This is a genomic window from Mycobacterium innocens (assembly GCF_900566055.1).
GTDB lineage: Bacteria > Actinomycetota > Actinomycetes > Mycobacteriales > Mycobacteriaceae > Mycobacterium > Mycobacterium innocens.
In genome coordinates this window covers 1-14,741 of the sequence record NZ_UPHQ01000183.1, presented here as the reverse complement: position 1 = coordinate 14,741, position 14,741 = coordinate 1, and the positions used below count along the sequence as shown (strand labels likewise).

Annotated in this window: 16 protein-coding genes and 2 pseudogenes; 12 read left to right on the top strand and 6 right to left on the bottom strand. The window is 65.8% G+C overall.

Annotated elements, in window-relative coordinates:
• Window positions 1–295: pseudogene (locus tag EET03_RS30340) on the top strand (PE-PGRS family protein); the annotation flags it as partial.
• Window positions 296–630: 335 nt separating this feature from the next.
• Here EET03_RS30340 and EET03_RS17850 read toward each other — a convergent pair.
• On the bottom strand, window positions 631–915 hold the full coding sequence (locus tag EET03_RS17850) for a helix-turn-helix domain-containing protein (RefSeq protein WP_075540893.1): 285 nt from the start codon (window positions 913–915) through the stop codon (window positions 631–633).
• A 3-nt stretch (window positions 916–918) separates the two neighbouring features.
• On the bottom strand, window positions 919–1,317 hold the full coding sequence (gene tnpA / locus EET03_RS17845) for an IS200/IS605 family transposase (protein ID WP_082274406.1): 399 nt from the start codon (window positions 1,315–1,317) through the stop codon (window positions 919–921).
• A gap of 351 nt (window positions 1,318–1,668) precedes the next feature.
• On the opposite strand from tnpA, the gene EET03_RS17840 reads away from it, so the two are divergent.
• The 7 genes from EET03_RS17840 (at window position 1,669) to era (ending at window position 8,339) form a co-directional block, all read left to right on the top strand.
• Window positions 1,669–2,460 (top strand): phthiotriol/phenolphthiotriol dimycocerosates methyltransferase, encoded by a 792-nt coding sequence (locus EET03_RS17840; RefSeq protein WP_075540892.1) that lies wholly within the window; start codon window positions 1,669–1,671, stop codon window positions 2,458–2,460.
• Between the two features lie 67 nt (window positions 2,461–2,527).
• Entirely contained in the window at window positions 2,528–4,021 is a 1,494-nt protein-coding gene (locus EET03_RS17835) for a cytochrome P450 (RefSeq protein WP_082274405.1), read from the top strand.
• Window positions 4,022–4,173: 152 nt separating this feature from the next.
• Window positions 4,174–5,223 carry a PhoH family protein gene (locus tag EET03_RS17830; protein WP_063469137.1) on the top strand — a complete coding sequence of 350 codons (1,050 nt, stop codon included), beginning with the start codon at window positions 4,174–4,176 and terminating at the stop codon, window positions 5,221–5,223.
• A gap of 30 nt (window positions 5,224–5,253) precedes the next feature.
• Window positions 5,254–5,790 carry an rRNA maturation RNase YbeY gene (ybeY, locus tag EET03_RS17825; RefSeq protein WP_075540891.1) on the top strand — a complete coding sequence of 179 codons (537 nt, stop codon included), beginning with the start codon at window positions 5,254–5,256 and terminating at the stop codon, window positions 5,788–5,790.
• A complete protein-coding gene (locus EET03_RS17820) occupies window positions 5,787–7,118 on the top strand; it encodes a hemolysin family protein (protein ID WP_075540890.1) in 1,332 nt (443 codons plus the stop codon). The genes ybeY and EET03_RS17820 overlap by 4 nt, the downstream gene beginning before the upstream one ends.
• Window positions 7,096–7,431 carry a hypothetical protein gene (locus EET03_RS17815; protein ID WP_075540889.1) on the top strand — a complete coding sequence of 112 codons (336 nt, stop codon included), beginning with the start codon at window positions 7,096–7,098 and terminating at the stop codon, window positions 7,429–7,431. The genes EET03_RS17820 and EET03_RS17815 overlap by 23 nt, the downstream gene beginning before the upstream one ends.
• Window positions 7,428–8,339 (top strand): GTPase Era, encoded by a 912-nt coding sequence (era, locus tag EET03_RS17810; RefSeq protein WP_075540888.1) that lies wholly within the window; start codon window positions 7,428–7,430, stop codon window positions 8,337–8,339. The genes EET03_RS17815 and era overlap by 4 nt, the downstream gene beginning before the upstream one ends.
• Window positions 8,340–8,373: 34 nt before the next feature.
• Here the strand turns inward: era and EET03_RS17805 are convergent, their stop codons facing one another.
• Window positions 8,374–9,873 carry an amidase gene (locus tag EET03_RS17805; protein ID WP_075540887.1) on the bottom strand — a complete coding sequence of 500 codons (1,500 nt, stop codon included), beginning with the start codon at window positions 9,871–9,873 and terminating at the stop codon, window positions 8,374–8,376.
• 61 nt (window positions 9,874–9,934) lie between these two features.
• Between EET03_RS17805 and recO the strand changes: the two genes are divergently transcribed.
• The 3 genes from recO to EET03_RS17790 are packed head-to-tail and all read left to right on the top strand — an operon-like array spanning window position 9,935 to window position 12,043.
• A complete protein-coding gene (gene recO / locus EET03_RS17800; RefSeq protein WP_075540896.1) occupies window positions 9,935–10,732 on the top strand; it encodes a DNA repair protein RecO in 798 nt (265 codons plus the stop codon).
• Between the two features lie 13 nt (window positions 10,733–10,745).
• The gene (locus tag EET03_RS17795) at window positions 10,746–11,618 is read left to right on the top strand and encodes a decaprenyl diphosphate synthase (RefSeq protein WP_425271536.1); all 873 of its coding nucleotides are present in this window, start codon (window positions 10,746–10,748) and stop codon (window positions 11,616–11,618) included.
• Entirely contained in the window at window positions 11,618–12,043 is a 426-nt protein-coding gene (locus EET03_RS17790) for a hypothetical protein (protein ID WP_075540886.1), read from the top strand. Before EET03_RS17795 ends, EET03_RS17790 begins: the two co-directional genes overlap by 1 nt.
• A gap of 73 nt (window positions 12,044–12,116) precedes the next feature.
• On the opposite strand, the gene EET03_RS17785 is transcribed toward EET03_RS17790, so the two are convergent.
• Window positions 12,117–12,509: a Fur family transcriptional regulator gene (locus tag EET03_RS17785; protein ID WP_075540885.1), complete on the bottom strand. Its 393-nt coding sequence runs from the start codon at window positions 12,507–12,509 to the stop codon at window positions 12,117–12,119.
• Window positions 12,506–12,898, bottom strand: coding sequence for an ArsR/SmtB family transcription factor (locus tag EET03_RS17780; RefSeq protein ID WP_075540884.1), 393 nt, complete (start codon window positions 12,896–12,898; stop codon window positions 12,506–12,508). The genes EET03_RS17785 and EET03_RS17780 overlap by 4 nt, the downstream gene beginning before the upstream one ends.
• A gap of 191 nt (window positions 12,899–13,089) precedes the next feature.
• On the opposite strand from EET03_RS17780, the gene EET03_RS17775 reads away from it, so the two are divergent.
• Complete coding sequence (locus EET03_RS17775; RefSeq protein ID WP_099193627.1) at window positions 13,090–14,484, top strand: glycine--tRNA ligase; 1,395 nt, start codon at window positions 13,090–13,092, stop codon at window positions 14,482–14,484.
• A gap of 150 nt (window positions 14,485–14,634) precedes the next feature.
• Here EET03_RS17775 and EET03_RS17770 read toward each other — a convergent pair.
• Window positions 14,635–14,741, bottom strand: a pseudogene (locus EET03_RS17770) (IS982 family transposase); the annotation flags it as partial.

Here is a 14,741-nt window from a genome sequence, read left to right as displayed (position 1 = left end):
ATGCGAAACCGCCCAGACCGCCGGTGTCGCCGGCAATGGCGGTAACGGCGGTGCGGGTGGCACCGGCGGTCTGGGCGGTTTCGCATCCAACACCGGCACCGGATTTGCTAAAGCCGGCAATGGTGGCAACGGCGGCGACAGCTCCGCTGCTTTCACCGACGGTGGAGGTGGCGGCAACGGCGGCGATGCCCATGCAGCTTTCGGCACTCCCACTCCCGGTACGGGGGGTTCCGGTGGGGCCCCCGGACCCGGCGGCAATACAGGCAAGGCCGGCTTCAACGGCAACGTCGTTTAACTTGACTGCGGGGACAGGCGGTCACTGACGTAGATTCCGGCCCCCAGGTCGGCGATTCGGGCCGGAAGCGGGATGCCGGTCGCACCACCTGCACCGACGATCACCGCGCCTCGCTGGACTCGGACTGCGCCTAGCCACCGGCCCAGGTTGGCAGGTTTCAGCCACATGGCCGCCGAAACTTATTCCGCACAAGCACCTGAGGCGGTAGTCCCGACAATCTGCTCAACGGGCAAACGCATCGACCAATTGAACTGGCCAAGCCGTATATCAGCTTCAGCAGCAGCAGCAGCAGCAGCGCTCTCTCCCTCTCTTCTCTTTTCTCTCTTCTCTCTCTCTCACCGCACCGCAAAGGTGCCGTGCTCACGGCAAGCCTTGGCCAGGTCCATCAACGTCTGCTGCAAACAATGCCCCGGAACGTCTTTCAGCCACGCCTGCTCGGCTTTGGCCTCGGCAAGCTCGTGGGCCTGGGGCCCATAGCTCATCCACGCGCCGCGACGGCGGTACTCGCGGCGTTGTTCCAGGCCGGTGTTCCACACCGCGCGGCACGCCGCGCCGACCTGCTCGGCATACCCGGCTTGCTCGTCGGTGAACTCGACCTGAAAACGCCGCCCTGTCAGCATGATTCAGCGGTCTTTCTGGGTTTCGACATACCGTTTGATGACCGACAACGGTGCACCCCCGACGGTGGCGACGAAGTACGAGTTGGTCCACAATGACGGCAACCGCGACCGCAGCCAGGGAAACTCCTCCCGCAACAAACGCGAGGAACGGCCCTTGATGGCCTTCACCAACTTATGGACGCCGTACTGGGGGTCCACCTCCACCAACAGATGCACGTGATCAGGCATGGTCTCCATCTCGATCAACCACGCCCCCTTCTCTTCGATCACCTCGACGATGATCTCCTTGAGCCGCCGCTCCATCCGCCCGCCGATCACCTTGCGTCGGTACTTCGGACACCACACCACGTGATACGCGCACTGGAACGCGATATTCGCGTTCGTCCGCAACGTAACACCCACACCCGACAACCTTAGATCAACAGCACCTATCTAATGCGCCGACAGTCCACAACACACCGGGCAGTGGCCGCTCATCCACGAACTTGACACGCTCACCCCCAGGGTTAAAACCCGGGGTCCGCCGCGCTACCTGATCTCCGATCGCTGCTGGTGCAGGTCGGGCTGCTACACGAGGACCTGCTGCCGGTCACCGGCCTGGCCCAAGCGCACAAGGTCCTGGACAAGGACCTGCCGGCCAACACGCTGCTACGCCCCGCTTGACCGGGGGCGGGAAGGAATTGACCCGCCGTTAGGTGGACCACTGGGCACCTGCGGGTGTGTATTCCCCCGGCTAGTGGGCATACCAGAACCATGGGCCTTGCAACCAGACTGGTGTCGACCCCTGCCTGGAGAGTCTTCGCCAAGTACTACTACCCCTTCATCACCCGCCACGGCGCCGACGACGTGGCGTTGTTGAATCTTGGCTATGAGGAAGACCCGCCGATGGCCATCCCGCTGTCGAAGTCGGACGAGCCGGACCGGTATTGCATTCAGCTCTACGACCGCACGGCAACCCAGGCCGATATCGCCGGAAGGCAGGTGCTGGAGGTGAGCTGCGGCCACGGCGGCGGAGCCTCCTACCTGATGCGCACCCTGCACCCGGCCTCCTACACCGGCCTGGACCTCAACCCGGCCGGCATCGAGGTCTGCCGCAGAACCCACCGGCTGCCAGGGCTGGACTTCGTCCAGGCGGACGCCCAGAACCTGCCATTCCCCGACAATTCTTTCGATGTCGTCGTCAATATCGAAGCCTCGCACTGCTATCCGTCGGTGCCCCGATTTCTCGCCGAAGTCGCGCGGGTGCTGCGCCCGGGCGGGCAGCTGCTCTACGCCGACGTCCGGCACAGCGGCCACGTCGCCGAGTGGGAGGCCGAGTTAGCCGGCGCGCCGCTGCGGATGCGTTCCAAAGAGATCATCAACGAGCAGCTGGTGCGCGGGCTGGAAAAGAGCCTGCCGCGCTCGCAGAACATGTTCACTCGGCGTACCCCGGCTCTGTTCCGTGGCCTGGTCCGTGACGCCGTAGCCGCGTCGAACGCCAAGATCTGCCGCGGGCTGCAGAACGGCGAGAGCTCGTATCGGATGTATTGCTTCGAAAACGAGTGAGTCGTCCCATCTTTCGATATCCGTGCCGGCGACACGCGCCGGCGAGTCAACAGTGTGGAGATGTGTCATGACAGCGGCGACATCGACGACAGCGGCGGCAGCGAAGACCGCGACCCAACGAGACGTCTATTGGCTGACCCGTAACCCGGTCGGTTGTGCGCGGCAGGCGCTGCGAGCGCGGCGAGGCTCTCAGGGCCCTCAAGCCGCGCCGCGCCCGCCCGGCCCGCGCGGGCGGCCCTTCGTCGGGGTCCTTCCGGAACTGAAGTCCGACCCGTTCGGATACGTACAGCAGCTGGGAAAGACCTATGGCGACGTCTACCGACTGCCGTTGCCGCTGTACGACGTGGTGGTCCTGAATCATCCCGACCACGTGCGCCACGTCATGAGCCACCGCGACGGCGAGTACAGCCTGATCGGCCCCGCCGCCGGTGCGGCGAGGAAGGTGCTGGGCGCTTCCATGCAGATGATGGAGGGCCGCGAGTTTCGTCGCCGGCGCAAGCCGCTGGCACCGATGATGGGCCGCCAACAGCTGAGCCGGGTCGCCGCCACCGTCGCCGACGAATTCGCCAACCGCCTGACCAGGTGGGAGCGGTTCGCGCAGACCGGCGAATCGATCGATCTGCAGCACGAGATCAACGGCGTGGTGATTCCGGCGTTCATGCGGGCGATGTTCACGATGGGGCTCTCCGATGCCGAGTTGCATCGGCTCGACGTCGACGTCCGCACGCTGATGCAGAGCGCGTCGTCGCCGCTGCTGCTCGGTGCTGCGCCGCGAGTGCTGCCGGGCGACGGTAACCCCGTGCAGGCGTGGTTGCGGATGCGGCGCTGGGTGAAGCGGCGGGTCGAGGAACGGCTGGCCGACTCCCGCTCCTACGACGACCTGCTGCAGATACTTCTGGACGCGCGCTACGAGGACGGCACGCCCATCAGCCGGCGCGACGTGATCACCGAAGCGATCATGCTGATCGGCGGCGGATATGAAACCGTGGTCGCCGCATTGGCGTGGACGCTGGCGCTGCTTCCGCAGAATCCGCAGGCGCAGCAGCGACTGTACGACGAGGTCGACCAACTCGGCGAAGCTTTGCCCAGCTACGCCGACCTGGACCGACTCGAGTGGGCCAAGGCGTGTTTCGACGAGGGACAGCGCCTGCAGGGCCTGCTATTGCAGCCGCGGTTCGCCATGATCGACGACGTCATCGGTGGCTACCGGATCCGCCGCGGCACCCTGATCGGCTTGCCGATCTACGCGCTGCAACGCGATCCGCGCTGGTGGGGACCCGACGCCGACCGTTATGAGCCGATCCGGTTCTACGACAAGGACATCGTCGCTGCCCGGCCCAACCTGGCCTTCATGCCCTTTGGCGCCGGGCCGCACCGCTGCTTCGGTGCGGCCATGGGTTACCTGGAGGCCCAATTCTTTCTCGCCCAGGTTCATCAGCGGTTCCGGATACGGATCCCCGCCGGCTGGGCTCCCGAACACGACCCTGCGCTGCCCTGGCCGGTCAAAGGTGGCGTGCCGGCGGTGGTCACCAAGGTGCCCGTCGCCGCGGAACGGATCTAGCGCCCGGGCGCCGCAACCGCCCCCACGGTTCGCGGGCGTCGGTTCCAGAGCGGCATTTCCCGCGGAGCAGGGCTGCAGGGCGCACGCGGCGCTAGACTTGACTACCGGCTGTCGTCGCCCCGAGAACACAGAAAGTAGGCATCAGAAACCACGTGACGCCCCGCGAAACCAAGGCTGCTGACGCATTATCGGCCTCATCCCAGGTTCGCAGCAGCATCGATGTTCCGCCTGATTTGGTCGTGGGCTTACTCGGATCGGCAGATGAGAACCTGCGCGCCCTGGAGCGCACCCTGACCGCCGGCCTGCACGTGCGCGGCAACTCGGTGACTCTTTCCGGCGAACCGGCCGATGTCGCGCTGGCCGAACGCGCGATTTCCGAGTTGGTCGCGATTGTGGCCGGTGGACAGTCGTTGACGCCGGAGGTGGTGCGCCACAGCGTTGCCATGTTGCTCGGCGCGGGCAACGAGTCACCGGCAGAGGTGCTCACCCTTGACATCTTGTCGCGCCGCGGCAAGACGATCCGGCCCAAGACGCTCAACCAGAAACGTTATGTCGACGCCATCGATGCCAACACCATCGTGTTCGGGATCGGACCGGCCGGCACCGGGAAGACCTACCTGGCGATGGCCAAGGCGGTGCATGCATTGCAGACCAAGCAGGTCACCCGCATCATCTTGACCCGTCCGGCGGTGGAAGCCGGTGAGCGCCTTGGCTTTCTGCCCGGCACGCTGAGCGAGAAGATCGACCCGTACCTGCGGCCGCTGTATGACGCGCTGTACGACATGATGGATCCCGAGCTGATCCCGAAGCTGATGACCGCGGGGGTTATCGAGGTGGCGCCGCTGGCGTACATGCGCGGCCGCACCTTGAATGACGCCTTCATCGTCCTCGACGAGGCGCAGAACACCACCGCCGAGCAGATGAAAATGTTCCTGACCCGCTTGGGGTTCGGGTCGAAAGTCGTCGTCACCGGAGACGTCACCCAGATCGACCTGCCGGGCGGCGCCAAGTCCGGCCTGCGGGCTGCGGTCGACATCCTCGACGACATCGACGACATTCACATCGCGGAGCTGACCAGCGTGGACGTGGTGCGCCACCGACTGGTCTCGGAGATCGTCGAAGCCTACGCCCGGTCCGAGGAACCCGGTTCCGGGATGAACCGCGCGGCTCGGCGGGCCTCCGGCGCGCGTGGTCGTCGATGATGAGTGCGTGAGAACTCTCGTGAGCATCTTATGAGCATCGAAGTATCCAACGAGTCGGGCATCGACGTCTCCGAAGCCGAGCTGGTCAGCGTCGCGCGATTTGTCATCGACAAGATGGACGTCAACCCGGGCGCGGAGTTGTCGATGGTATTGCTGGACACCGCCGCGATGGCCGACCTGCACATGCGCTGGATGGATCTGCCCGGGCCGACGGACGTGATGAGCTTTCCGATGGACGAGCTGGAGCCCGGGGGGCGCCCCGACGCGCCCGAGCCCGGCCCGGCGATGCTCGGCGACATCGTGCTGTGCCCGGAATTCGCGGCGGAGCAGGCGGCCGCGGCGGGCCACAGCCTCGGACATGAGCTGGCGCTGTTGACAATCCACGGCGTGCTGCATCTGCTCGGCTACGACCACGGTGAGCCGGACGAGGAGAGGGAGATGTTCGCCTTGCAGGAGCGGTTGCTGGAAGAGTGGGTGGCCGCCCAGGTCAAGGCTTACCATCACGACCGCCAGCATGAACGAGATCGCCGGTTGTTGGACAAGTCCAGGTACTTCGACGAGTCGTGACCGGTCTTGCTCAGCTGCTGGGTGCGATCGTGTTGATCGGACTGGGCGGAATATTCGCGGCGCTGGATGCCGCCTTCAGCACCGTGTCGCTGGCCCGCGTACAGGAGCTGGTGCGTGAGGCCCGGCCGGGAGCGGTGGCACTGCTCAAGGTGATGGTGGAACGGCCGCGCTACATCAACTTGGTGGTGCTGCTGCGGATTGTGTGTGAGATCACCGCCACCGCGTTGCTGGTGGTGTTTTTCCGGCACAATCTGAACCTCAACGGCGGGTTGTTCGTGGCCGCGGCCGTCATGGTGGTGACCAGCTTCGTCGTTATAGGTGTGGGTCCGCGCACGCTCGGCCGCCAGCATGCCTATTCCATCGCGCTGGCCACCGCCGTTCCGTTGCAGGTGATTTCATGGCTGTTGATGCCGATCAGCCGGTTGCTGGTGCTGCTGGGCAACGCGCTCACCCCGGGCCGTGGATTTCGCAACGGGCCGTTCGCCTCCGAGGTCGAACTGCGCGAAGTCGTCGACCTGGCTCAGCAGCGCGGCGTGGTTGCCGCCGACGAACGCAAGATGATCGAGTCGGTCTTCGAACTCGGCGACACCCCCGCCCGCGAGGTGATGGTGCCGCGCACCGAGATGATCTGGATCGAGGGGGACAAATCACCGGCTCAAGCGATGAACCTGGCGGTGCGCAGCGGTCATTCCCGCATTCCGGTGATCGGCGAGAACGTCGACGACATTCTCGGCGTGGTGTACCTGAAAGACCTTGTGCGCCAGACCTTCTTCTCACCCGACAGCGGTCGGGAAAGCACCGTGGCGGACGTCATGCGCGCGGCGGTGTTCGTGCCGGACTCCAAGCCGCTGGACGCGTTGCTGCGGGAGATGCAGCGCGATCGCAACCACATGGCACTGCTGGTCGACGAATACGGCGCCATCGCCGGCCTGGTCAGCATCGAAGACGTGCTGGAGGAAATCGTCGGTGAGATCGCCGACGAGTACGACGAGGCCGAAACGGCGCCGGTAGAAGACCTGGGCGACAAACGATTTCGTGTGTCGGCCCGGCTGCCGATCGAGGATGTGGGCGAGTTGTACGGCATGGAATTCGACGGCGACCTCGACGTCGACACCGTAGGCGGTTTGCTGGCATTGGAATTGGGCCGCGTTCCGCTGCCCGGTGCCGAGGTGGTATCCCATGGCCTGCGCCTGCAGGCTGAGGGGGGCCGCGACCACCGCGGCCGGATGCGAATCGGCACCGTTTTGGTGAGCCCCGTAGAGCTGGGCGAAACCGTAGCAATCGACGGCTCCGGGGACCGCCCGGATGAAGGCGATTCCGATGGCTGAGCCGGCGGAGCGTGCGGACGCCAAGCTGGTGGTGCTGGCACGGGCGGCCATGGCGCGGACCGAGGCCGACAGCGGGGCGGCGGTACGCGACCGCGACGGGCGCACCTACGTGGGCGTACCGGTGAACTTGTCGGCGCTACGGCTGACCGGATTGCAGGCGGCGGTGGCTGCGGCCGTATCCAGCGGGGCGACCGGTCTGGAGGCTGCCGCGCTGGTCGCCGGATCCGTCGACGATCCGGGCATCGCGGCCTTACGCGAACTGTCGCCGATGGCGGTGGTGATCGTCACCGACAGCACCGGAACCGCGTTATGACTGCTGAATTCCGTTCCGGCTTCGTCTGTTTGGTCGGCCGGCCGAACACCGGAAAGTCAACGCTGACCAATGCGCTGGTGGGTACCAAAGTCGCGATCACGTCGATGCGGCCGCAGACCACTCGGCACACCATCCGCGGGATCGTGCATCGAGAGAACTTCCAGATCATCCTGGTCGACACGCCCGGCCTGCACCGGCCGCGGACCCTGCTGGGCAAGCGGCTCAACGACCTGGTCCGGGCCACCTACGCCGAGGTCGACGTGATCGGACTGTGTATTCCGGCTGACGAAGCGATCGGCCCGGGTGACCGGTGGATCCTCGAGCAGATTCGCTCCGTGGCACCCGGCACAACACTGGTCGTCATCGTCACCAAGATCGACAAGGTGCCCAAGGAGCGGGTGGCCGCGCAGCTGGTGGCGGTCGGCGAGCTGGTGGAAAACCTGCCCGGCTCAACCGAAATCGTCCCGGTGTCGGCCGTGACCGGCGGGCAGGTCGACGTGCTGATCGACGTGCTGGCCGGGGCTTTGCCGCCCGGCCCGGCCTTCTACCCCGACGGTGAGTTGACTGACGAGCCCGAAGAGGTCCTGATGGCGGAGTTCATCCGCGAGGCCGCCTTGGAGGGAGTCCATGACGAACTGCCCCATTCGCTGGCCGTGGTTATCGACGACGTCAGCCCGCGCGACGGACGCGACGACCTGATCGACGTGCACGCCGTGTTGTATGTCGAGCGGGACAGCCAGAAGGGGATCGTCATCGGCAGGGGCGGCGCCCGGCTGCGACAAGTTGGCACCGCGGCGCGCGGTCAGATCGAGAAACTGCTCGGAACCAAGGTCTACCTCGACCTGCGCGTCAAGGTCGCAAAGAACTGGCAGCGCGACCCCAAACAGCTTGGCCGGCTGGGCTTTTGAACGCGAGCAGTCGGCTCGGCCGGGGTCAGCGCTGCTAACGCTGTGGCGGCCGGACGCGGTGCGGGGCGGGAGTGTCGGGGCCCTCGTCCCACCAGACCGCCGGCTGCTTGGCCGCCCAGCCGCTGACGGCTTCCAACTCGGCGGCCAGCGAGATCAGCATGCCTTCGCTGTTGGCCGGTCCCATCAGTTGAACACCGATCGGCAGGCCCTCGACGGTGAACCCTGCGGGCACGTTGATCGCCGGCCAGCCCAGCAGGTTCCACGGCCAGGTGTAGGGGCACGCCGCGATCATGGCGCGGTCGGTGGCCAGCCCGCCCAGCTGGTCGAACGCGCGGGCCGGCGGCGGGGGCTGTGCGGTAGTCGGTGCCAGCACCACGTCGACGATGTCGAAGATCGAGCCCACTCGCCGCTGCGCGGCGGCTTCGTGGCGGCGCGCGCTGCGCAGGATGGCCTGGGAAAGCAGGTGTCCGGTGCGCAGATTGGACACCGTGCGGGGGTCCAGCGTGACGCCGTCGCCCAGCCGCTGTGCCCACTCCCACAATCCGGCGGTGGACCGGGCAAGAAAGTCCCACGACATCTGCACGCTGTAGTCGGGGTTGCCGCGTACCACGGTGTGGCCGAGCAGCTGAAGCTGTTCGCTCACCTGACGCGTCGCGGCCAGGATCTCCGGATCCAACTTTGCCCGAAAACCGTTGAAAGGAGCCCGGGTTGACAGGGCGATCTTCAGCGGACCGGGGGCGATGCCGACGTAGTCGGATGCGGTCACCGGCGGCGGCCGGTGCAGATCGCCCTCGACATTGCCCGACGCCGCATCCAGCACCAGGGCCGCGTCGGCCACCGTGCGGGCCAGCACGCCGTTGACCGTGATGCCGTTGAACGCCTCCGGCAGCGGCCAGGTGGAGATGCGGCCGCGCTGCGGTTTGATGCCCACCAAGTGGGTCCACGCCGCGGGAACCCGGATGCTGCCGGCCCCGTCGGAGCCGATTGCCGCGGTGACCAGGCCCGCGGCCACCGCGGCCGCGCTGCCGCCCGACGATCCGCCCGGTGTATGCCGGCGTGCCCACGGGTTGCGGGTGTGTCCGAACCCGGGCCCGCTGGTGAATGGCCACTGGCCCAGCTCACAGGTGTTGGTCTTGCCGACGATCACCGCCCCGGCCGCCTTGAGCCGCCGGACGACCTCCGAATCTGCGGTCGCGGGAGCGACATACCCCTCGGTGCCGTAGGCGGTAGGCACTCCAGCAACGTCGACGTCGTCTTTGACCGCGATCGGGATGCCCAGCAGCGGCCCGGTGTCGCCGGCCGCCCGTCGCCGGTCTGCCGCGGCCGCGTCGGCCAGCGCCGACTCGGTGAGGACCACCCGGAATGCGTTCAACGTGGACTGGCTCGCCTGGATCTCGCGCAGGGACCGGCCTACCAGCTCGACGGAGGTCACCGAGCCGTTGGCCAGCTGATAGAGAAGATCGGTCAAGGTGGGCAAGCGCTGGTTACCGGACCCGGAAACGGCCCCGGAAGCGGACTTAGAAGCGCCAACCACGGGGTACGAGACTATCGGCGCGGATACTCGCGATGTCGCGGCGGGGTGCGAAACTATGGGGATGCGGCTATATCGAGACCGGGCTGTTGTGCTGCGCCAGCACAAGCTCGGCGAAGCCGACCGGATCGTCACCCTGCTGACCCGCGACCACGGGCTGGTTCGTGCGGTGGCCAAAGGCGTACGTCGCACCCGCAGCAAATTCGGTGCCCGGCTGGAGCCGTTCGCGCACATCGATGCACAACTGCACCCCGGCCGCAACCTCGACATCGTCACCCAGGTCGTCTCCATCGATGCGTTCGCCACCGACATCGTCAACGACTACGGCCGGTACACCTGCGGCTGCGCGATGCTGGAAACCGCCGAACGCCTTGCCGGTGAAGAGCGGGCGCCCGCCCCGGCCCTGCACCGGCTCACGGTGGGCGCGTTGCGGGCGGTCGCCGACGGACGTCGTCCTCGCGACCTGCTGTTGGACGCCTATCTGCTCCGTGCCATGGGTATCGCCGGATGGGCGCCGGCACTGACCGAGTGCGCTCGCTGCGCCACCCCCGGCCCGCATCGGGCGTTTCACATCGCCGCGGGGGGCAGTGTCTGCGCGCATTGCCGTCCCGCCGGTGCGACGACACCGCCGCTGGGCGTGCTGGAGTTGATGTCCGCCCTGCACGACGGCGATTGGGCGGCCGCCGAGCAGGCCCCGCAATCGCATCGCGGCTACGTCAGCGGGTTGGTGGCCGCGCACCTGCAATGGCACCTGGAACGTCAGCTCAAGACGTTGCCGCTGGTGGAGCGGACCTATCGGATCGATCACACCATTGCCGAGCGTCGCGCCGCGCTGATCAGACAGGTAGGTGAGTGTGGCTAAGAAGGCCGAACGAATGCTGACATCCATCGACTTCCCGCAGCTGCCCCCCGCACCGGACGACTATCCGACCTTCCCCGACACCTCGACGTGGCCGGTTGTCTTCCCGGCATTGCCGGCGTCGCCCGACGGCGGCCCGCGCCGGCCGCCGCAGCACATCTCGAAGGCGGCTGCGCCCCGAATTCCGGCCGACCGGTTGCCCAATCATGTCGCCATCGTGATGGACGGCAACGGCCGGTGGGCCACCCAGCGTGGCCTGCGTCGCACCGAGGGGCACAAGATGGGCGAGGCGGTGGTGATAGACATCGCTTGCGGCGCAATCGAACTCGGAATCAAATGGCTCAGCCTCTATGCGTTCTCCACCGAAAATTGGAAACGTTCGGCCGAGGAGGTCCGCTTCCTGATGGGTTTCAACCGCGATGTGGTGCGACGACGCCGGGAGAACCTCAAGGAGATGGGTGTGCGGATCCGGTGGGTGGGTTCACGGCCGCGGCTGTGGCGCAGCGTCATCAACGAACTGGCGGTGGCCGAGCAGATGACGAAGTACAACGACGTCATCACCATCAATTACTGCGTCAACTACGGCGGGCGCACCGAAATTGCCGACGCCACACGGCAAATCGCGCGCGAGGTGGCCGCCGGCCGGTTGAACCCGGAGCGGATCAGCGAGTCCACCATCTCCCGTCACATGCAGCGCCCCGACATCCCCGACGTCGACCTGTTTCTGCGGACCTCGGGGGAACAGCGGTCCAGCAATTTCATGCTGTGGCAGGCCGCTTACGCCGAGTACATATTCCAGGACAAGCTATGGCCCGACTATGACCGCCGCGACTTGTGGGCGGCCTGCGAGGAGTACGCTTCCCGCAATCGACGGTTCGGGAGCGCCTAGTGCCCTCACTGCAGCAGCGGCTGGCATCGATTCTGCGCGACGTCCTTTCCGTCGAGCAGGAACCCGACGGCGCGTTGACGGTCCGCCATAACGGCACGTTCGCTTCGTTACGGGTGGTGAGCATCGCCGAGGGCCTCGAGTTGGTGTCGCTCACCCAGATATTGGCCTGGGACCTGCCGCTGACCAGGAAGATTCGCGATCGGGCGGCCAAGCAGGCGCGTGACGTCAACTTCGGCGCAGTCACCATGCTGGAGAAGACCGCGGTCAAGACGGCCGCCAAGACAGCGTCCAAAACCGGGGATGTGATGCTGCGGTACAACTTTCCCGGCGCCGGGCTGAGCGATGACGCGCTGCGCACCTTGATCCTGCTGGTGCTCGACACCGGCATCCAGGTACGCGACGCGTTGATTGCCGGGGCTCCCTGACGCCGAGATCGACGGGGGCGCGGAAAAGTTCGAGCAGGACGGTCGATTTCGGTGTGGCCGCGCGCCACGAATTTCAGGACCGGCAGTCTGCGCAGTTGCCGAAGATTTCGATGGTGTGGCTGACGTCGGAAAACCCGTGTCGGGCAGCCACTTCCGCGGCCCAGGCCTCCACTTCGTGGTCGGCCACCTCGATGGTGGAGCCGCAACTGCGGCACACCAGATGGTGGTGATGATGTTCCGAGCACCGGCGGTAGACCGACTCACCGGTGTCGGTGCGCAGCGTGTCGACCATTCCCGCGGCGGTCATCGACTGCAGGGTGCGATAGACGGTGGTCAGGCCGATGTTTTCGCCCCGGCGGCGCAGTTCGTCGTGCAATTCCTGTGCCGAGCGGAAATCATCGACCGTTTCCAGCAGCGTCGAGATCGCCGCCCGCTGGCGGGTGGACCGGACACTGGGTCCGGTCACGGCGACTCCTCACTGGCGTGGGCGACCGCGTCGACGACGATATGCGCGAGGTGATGATCGGCAAGCCGGTACAGCACTTCACGGCCCGACCGCTCTCCGGTGACGACGCCCGCTGCCTTGAGGATCTTCAAATGCTGACTGACCAGCGGTTGCGGTACACCCAACGCGTCGACCAGTTCATGCACGCAACGTTGCGATTCGCGCAATTGCAGCACGATGGCGATGCGTACCGGTGCGGCCAGCGCACGCAGCAACTCGCCGGCGGCGTCGAGAATTTCCCGCGGTGGGGGTGCGGGGGAGGCAGGATGTTCCGAGGCGCTGCGGGCGCCATGCTCATGATGACCGGCCAGGTCGTCGACGGCGACAGGCGTAGCGGGGGACGTCGCCATATCTGAACCACCTCGAGACGTACCGGCATCGGGACCGCTTGTCGCGAAACGGCTCGTGGACACCTGCGGCTGTCCTCCACTGTCACATGCGTGATGGTGCATGTCAAAGAACCGCCGGCCGATCGCTACCATGACTGAGGTTTGTGCGCAGTGATTGCCCGCTGCATGCAGTTGCCCGATTCGGGAAGGGAGTGCGGTACCGCGTGGCGTCTGTCATCGACACTGTGGTGAACCTGGCCAAACGGCGTGGCTTCGTCTATCCGTCTGGTGAAATCTACGGCGGTACCAAGTCGGCGTGGGACTACGGTCCGCTGGGGGTGGAACTCAAGGAGAACATCAAACGGCAGTGGTGGCGGTCGGTGGTCACCGGCCGCGACGATGTCGTGGGTATCGATTCGTCGATCATCTTGCCGCGTGAGGTATGGGTTGCCTCGGGCCATGTGGAGGTCTTCCACGACCCGCTGGTCGAGTCGCTGATCACGCACAAGCGCTACCGGGCCGACCATCTGATCGAAGCCTACGAAGCAAAACACGGACATCCGCCGCCCAACGGGCTGGCCGATATCCGCGACCCGGACACCGGCGAGCCCGGCCAGTGGACCGAGCCGCGCGAATTCAACATGATGCTCAAGACCTACCTCGGACCAATCGAGACCGAGGAGGGGTTGCACTATCTGCGGCCGGAAACCGCACAGGGCATCTTCATCAACTTTGCCAATGTTGTGACGACGTCCCGCAAGAAGCCGCCGTTCGGCATCGGCCAGATCGGCAAGAGCTTCCGCAACGAGATCACCCCCGGCAATTTCATCTTCCGCACCCGCGAGTTCGAGCAGATGGAGATGGAGTTCTTCGTCGAGCCGTTGACCGCCAAGGAATGGCACCAGTATTGGATCGACACCCGGCTGCAGTGGTACGTCGACCTGGGCATCGATCCGCAGAACCTGCGCCTGTGGGAGCACCCCAAGGAGAAGCTGTCGCACTACTCCGAGCGCACCGTCGACATCGAGTACAAATTCGGCTTCCTCGGCAATCCATGGGGTGAGCTGGAAGGTGTCGCCAACCGCACCGACTTCGACTTGTCGACGCATTCAAAGCATTCCGGTACCGACCTGAACTTCTATGACCAAGTCAACGACACTCGGTATACGCCATATGTCATCGAACCGGCAGCGGGCCTGACCCGCTCGTTCATGGCCTTCTTGATCGATGCGTACAGCGAGGACGAGGCCCCGAATGCCAAGGGCGCGATGGAGAAGCGGACGGTACTGCGACTGGATCCTCGGCTGGCGCCGGTCAAGGCCGCGGTGCTGCCGCTGTCCCGCAATGCGGATTTGAGCCCCAAGGCCCGCGACCTCGCCGCCGAATTGCGCACCTGCTGGAACATCGACTTCGACGATGCGGGCGCCATCGGGCGTCGCTACCGGCGCCAGGACGAGATCGGGACTCCATTCTGTGTAACGGTCGACTTCGACTCGCTCGAGGACAACGCCGTCACGGTGCGCGAGCGCGATGCCATGACCCAAGAACGGATCGCGATCGACAAGGTCGCCGATTATCTGGCGGTCCGGCTCAAGGGCTGCTGCTAGCGGCACCCCGATTTCACCGCGCCGACTGTTTGCTGCGAGGTAGCGGCGCCCGCGGCGCACCCGCCGCGGCTTCAAAACGAGCGAGGAAGACACTGTTCGCATCCGATACCCGGGGGAACCGTTTCCTAGATGAGTAATTCCCAACCTTGGTCAGTGGTCGTAGGCGATCAGTGACCTCTTGACTGGGCTGTTGATCTTCCAGTTGTGCCAGATCACAGCGGCAAGGGCGAGGAGGCGCTGGGCGACGCGGGCGTAGA

Excerpts from the sequence above, each read along its gene's own strand:
- EET03_RS17850 (WP_075540893.1), bottom strand. The coding sequence starts at position 915 with ATGCTGACAGGGCGGCGTTTTCAGGTCGAGTTCACCGACGAGCAAGCC.
- EET03_RS17840 (WP_075540892.1), top strand. The coding sequence starts at position 1,669 with ATGGGCCTTGCAACCAGACTGGTGTCGACCCCTGCCTGGAGAGTCTTC.
- EET03_RS17835 (WP_082274405.1), top strand. The coding sequence starts at position 2,528 with ATGACAGCGGCGACATCGACGACAGCGGCGGCAGCGAAGACCGCGACC.
- ybeY (WP_075540891.1), top strand. The coding sequence starts at position 5,254 with ATGAGCATCGAAGTATCCAACGAGTCGGGCATCGACGTCTCCGAAGCC.
- EET03_RS17815 (WP_075540889.1), top strand. The coding sequence starts at position 7,096 with ATGAAGGCGATTCCGATGGCTGAGCCGGCGGAGCGTGCGGACGCCAAG.
- era (WP_075540888.1), top strand. The coding sequence starts at position 7,428 with ATGACTGCTGAATTCCGTTCCGGCTTCGTCTGTTTGGTCGGCCGGCCG.
- recO (WP_075540896.1), top strand. The coding sequence starts at position 9,935 with ATGCGGCTATATCGAGACCGGGCTGTTGTGCTGCGCCAGCACAAGCTC.
- EET03_RS17795 (WP_425271536.1), top strand. The coding sequence starts at position 10,746 with ATGCTGACATCCATCGACTTCCCGCAGCTGCCCCCCGCACCGGACGAC.
- EET03_RS17780 (WP_075540884.1), bottom strand. The coding sequence starts at position 12,898 with ATGGCGACGTCCCCCGCTACGCCTGTCGCCGTCGACGACCTGGCCGGT.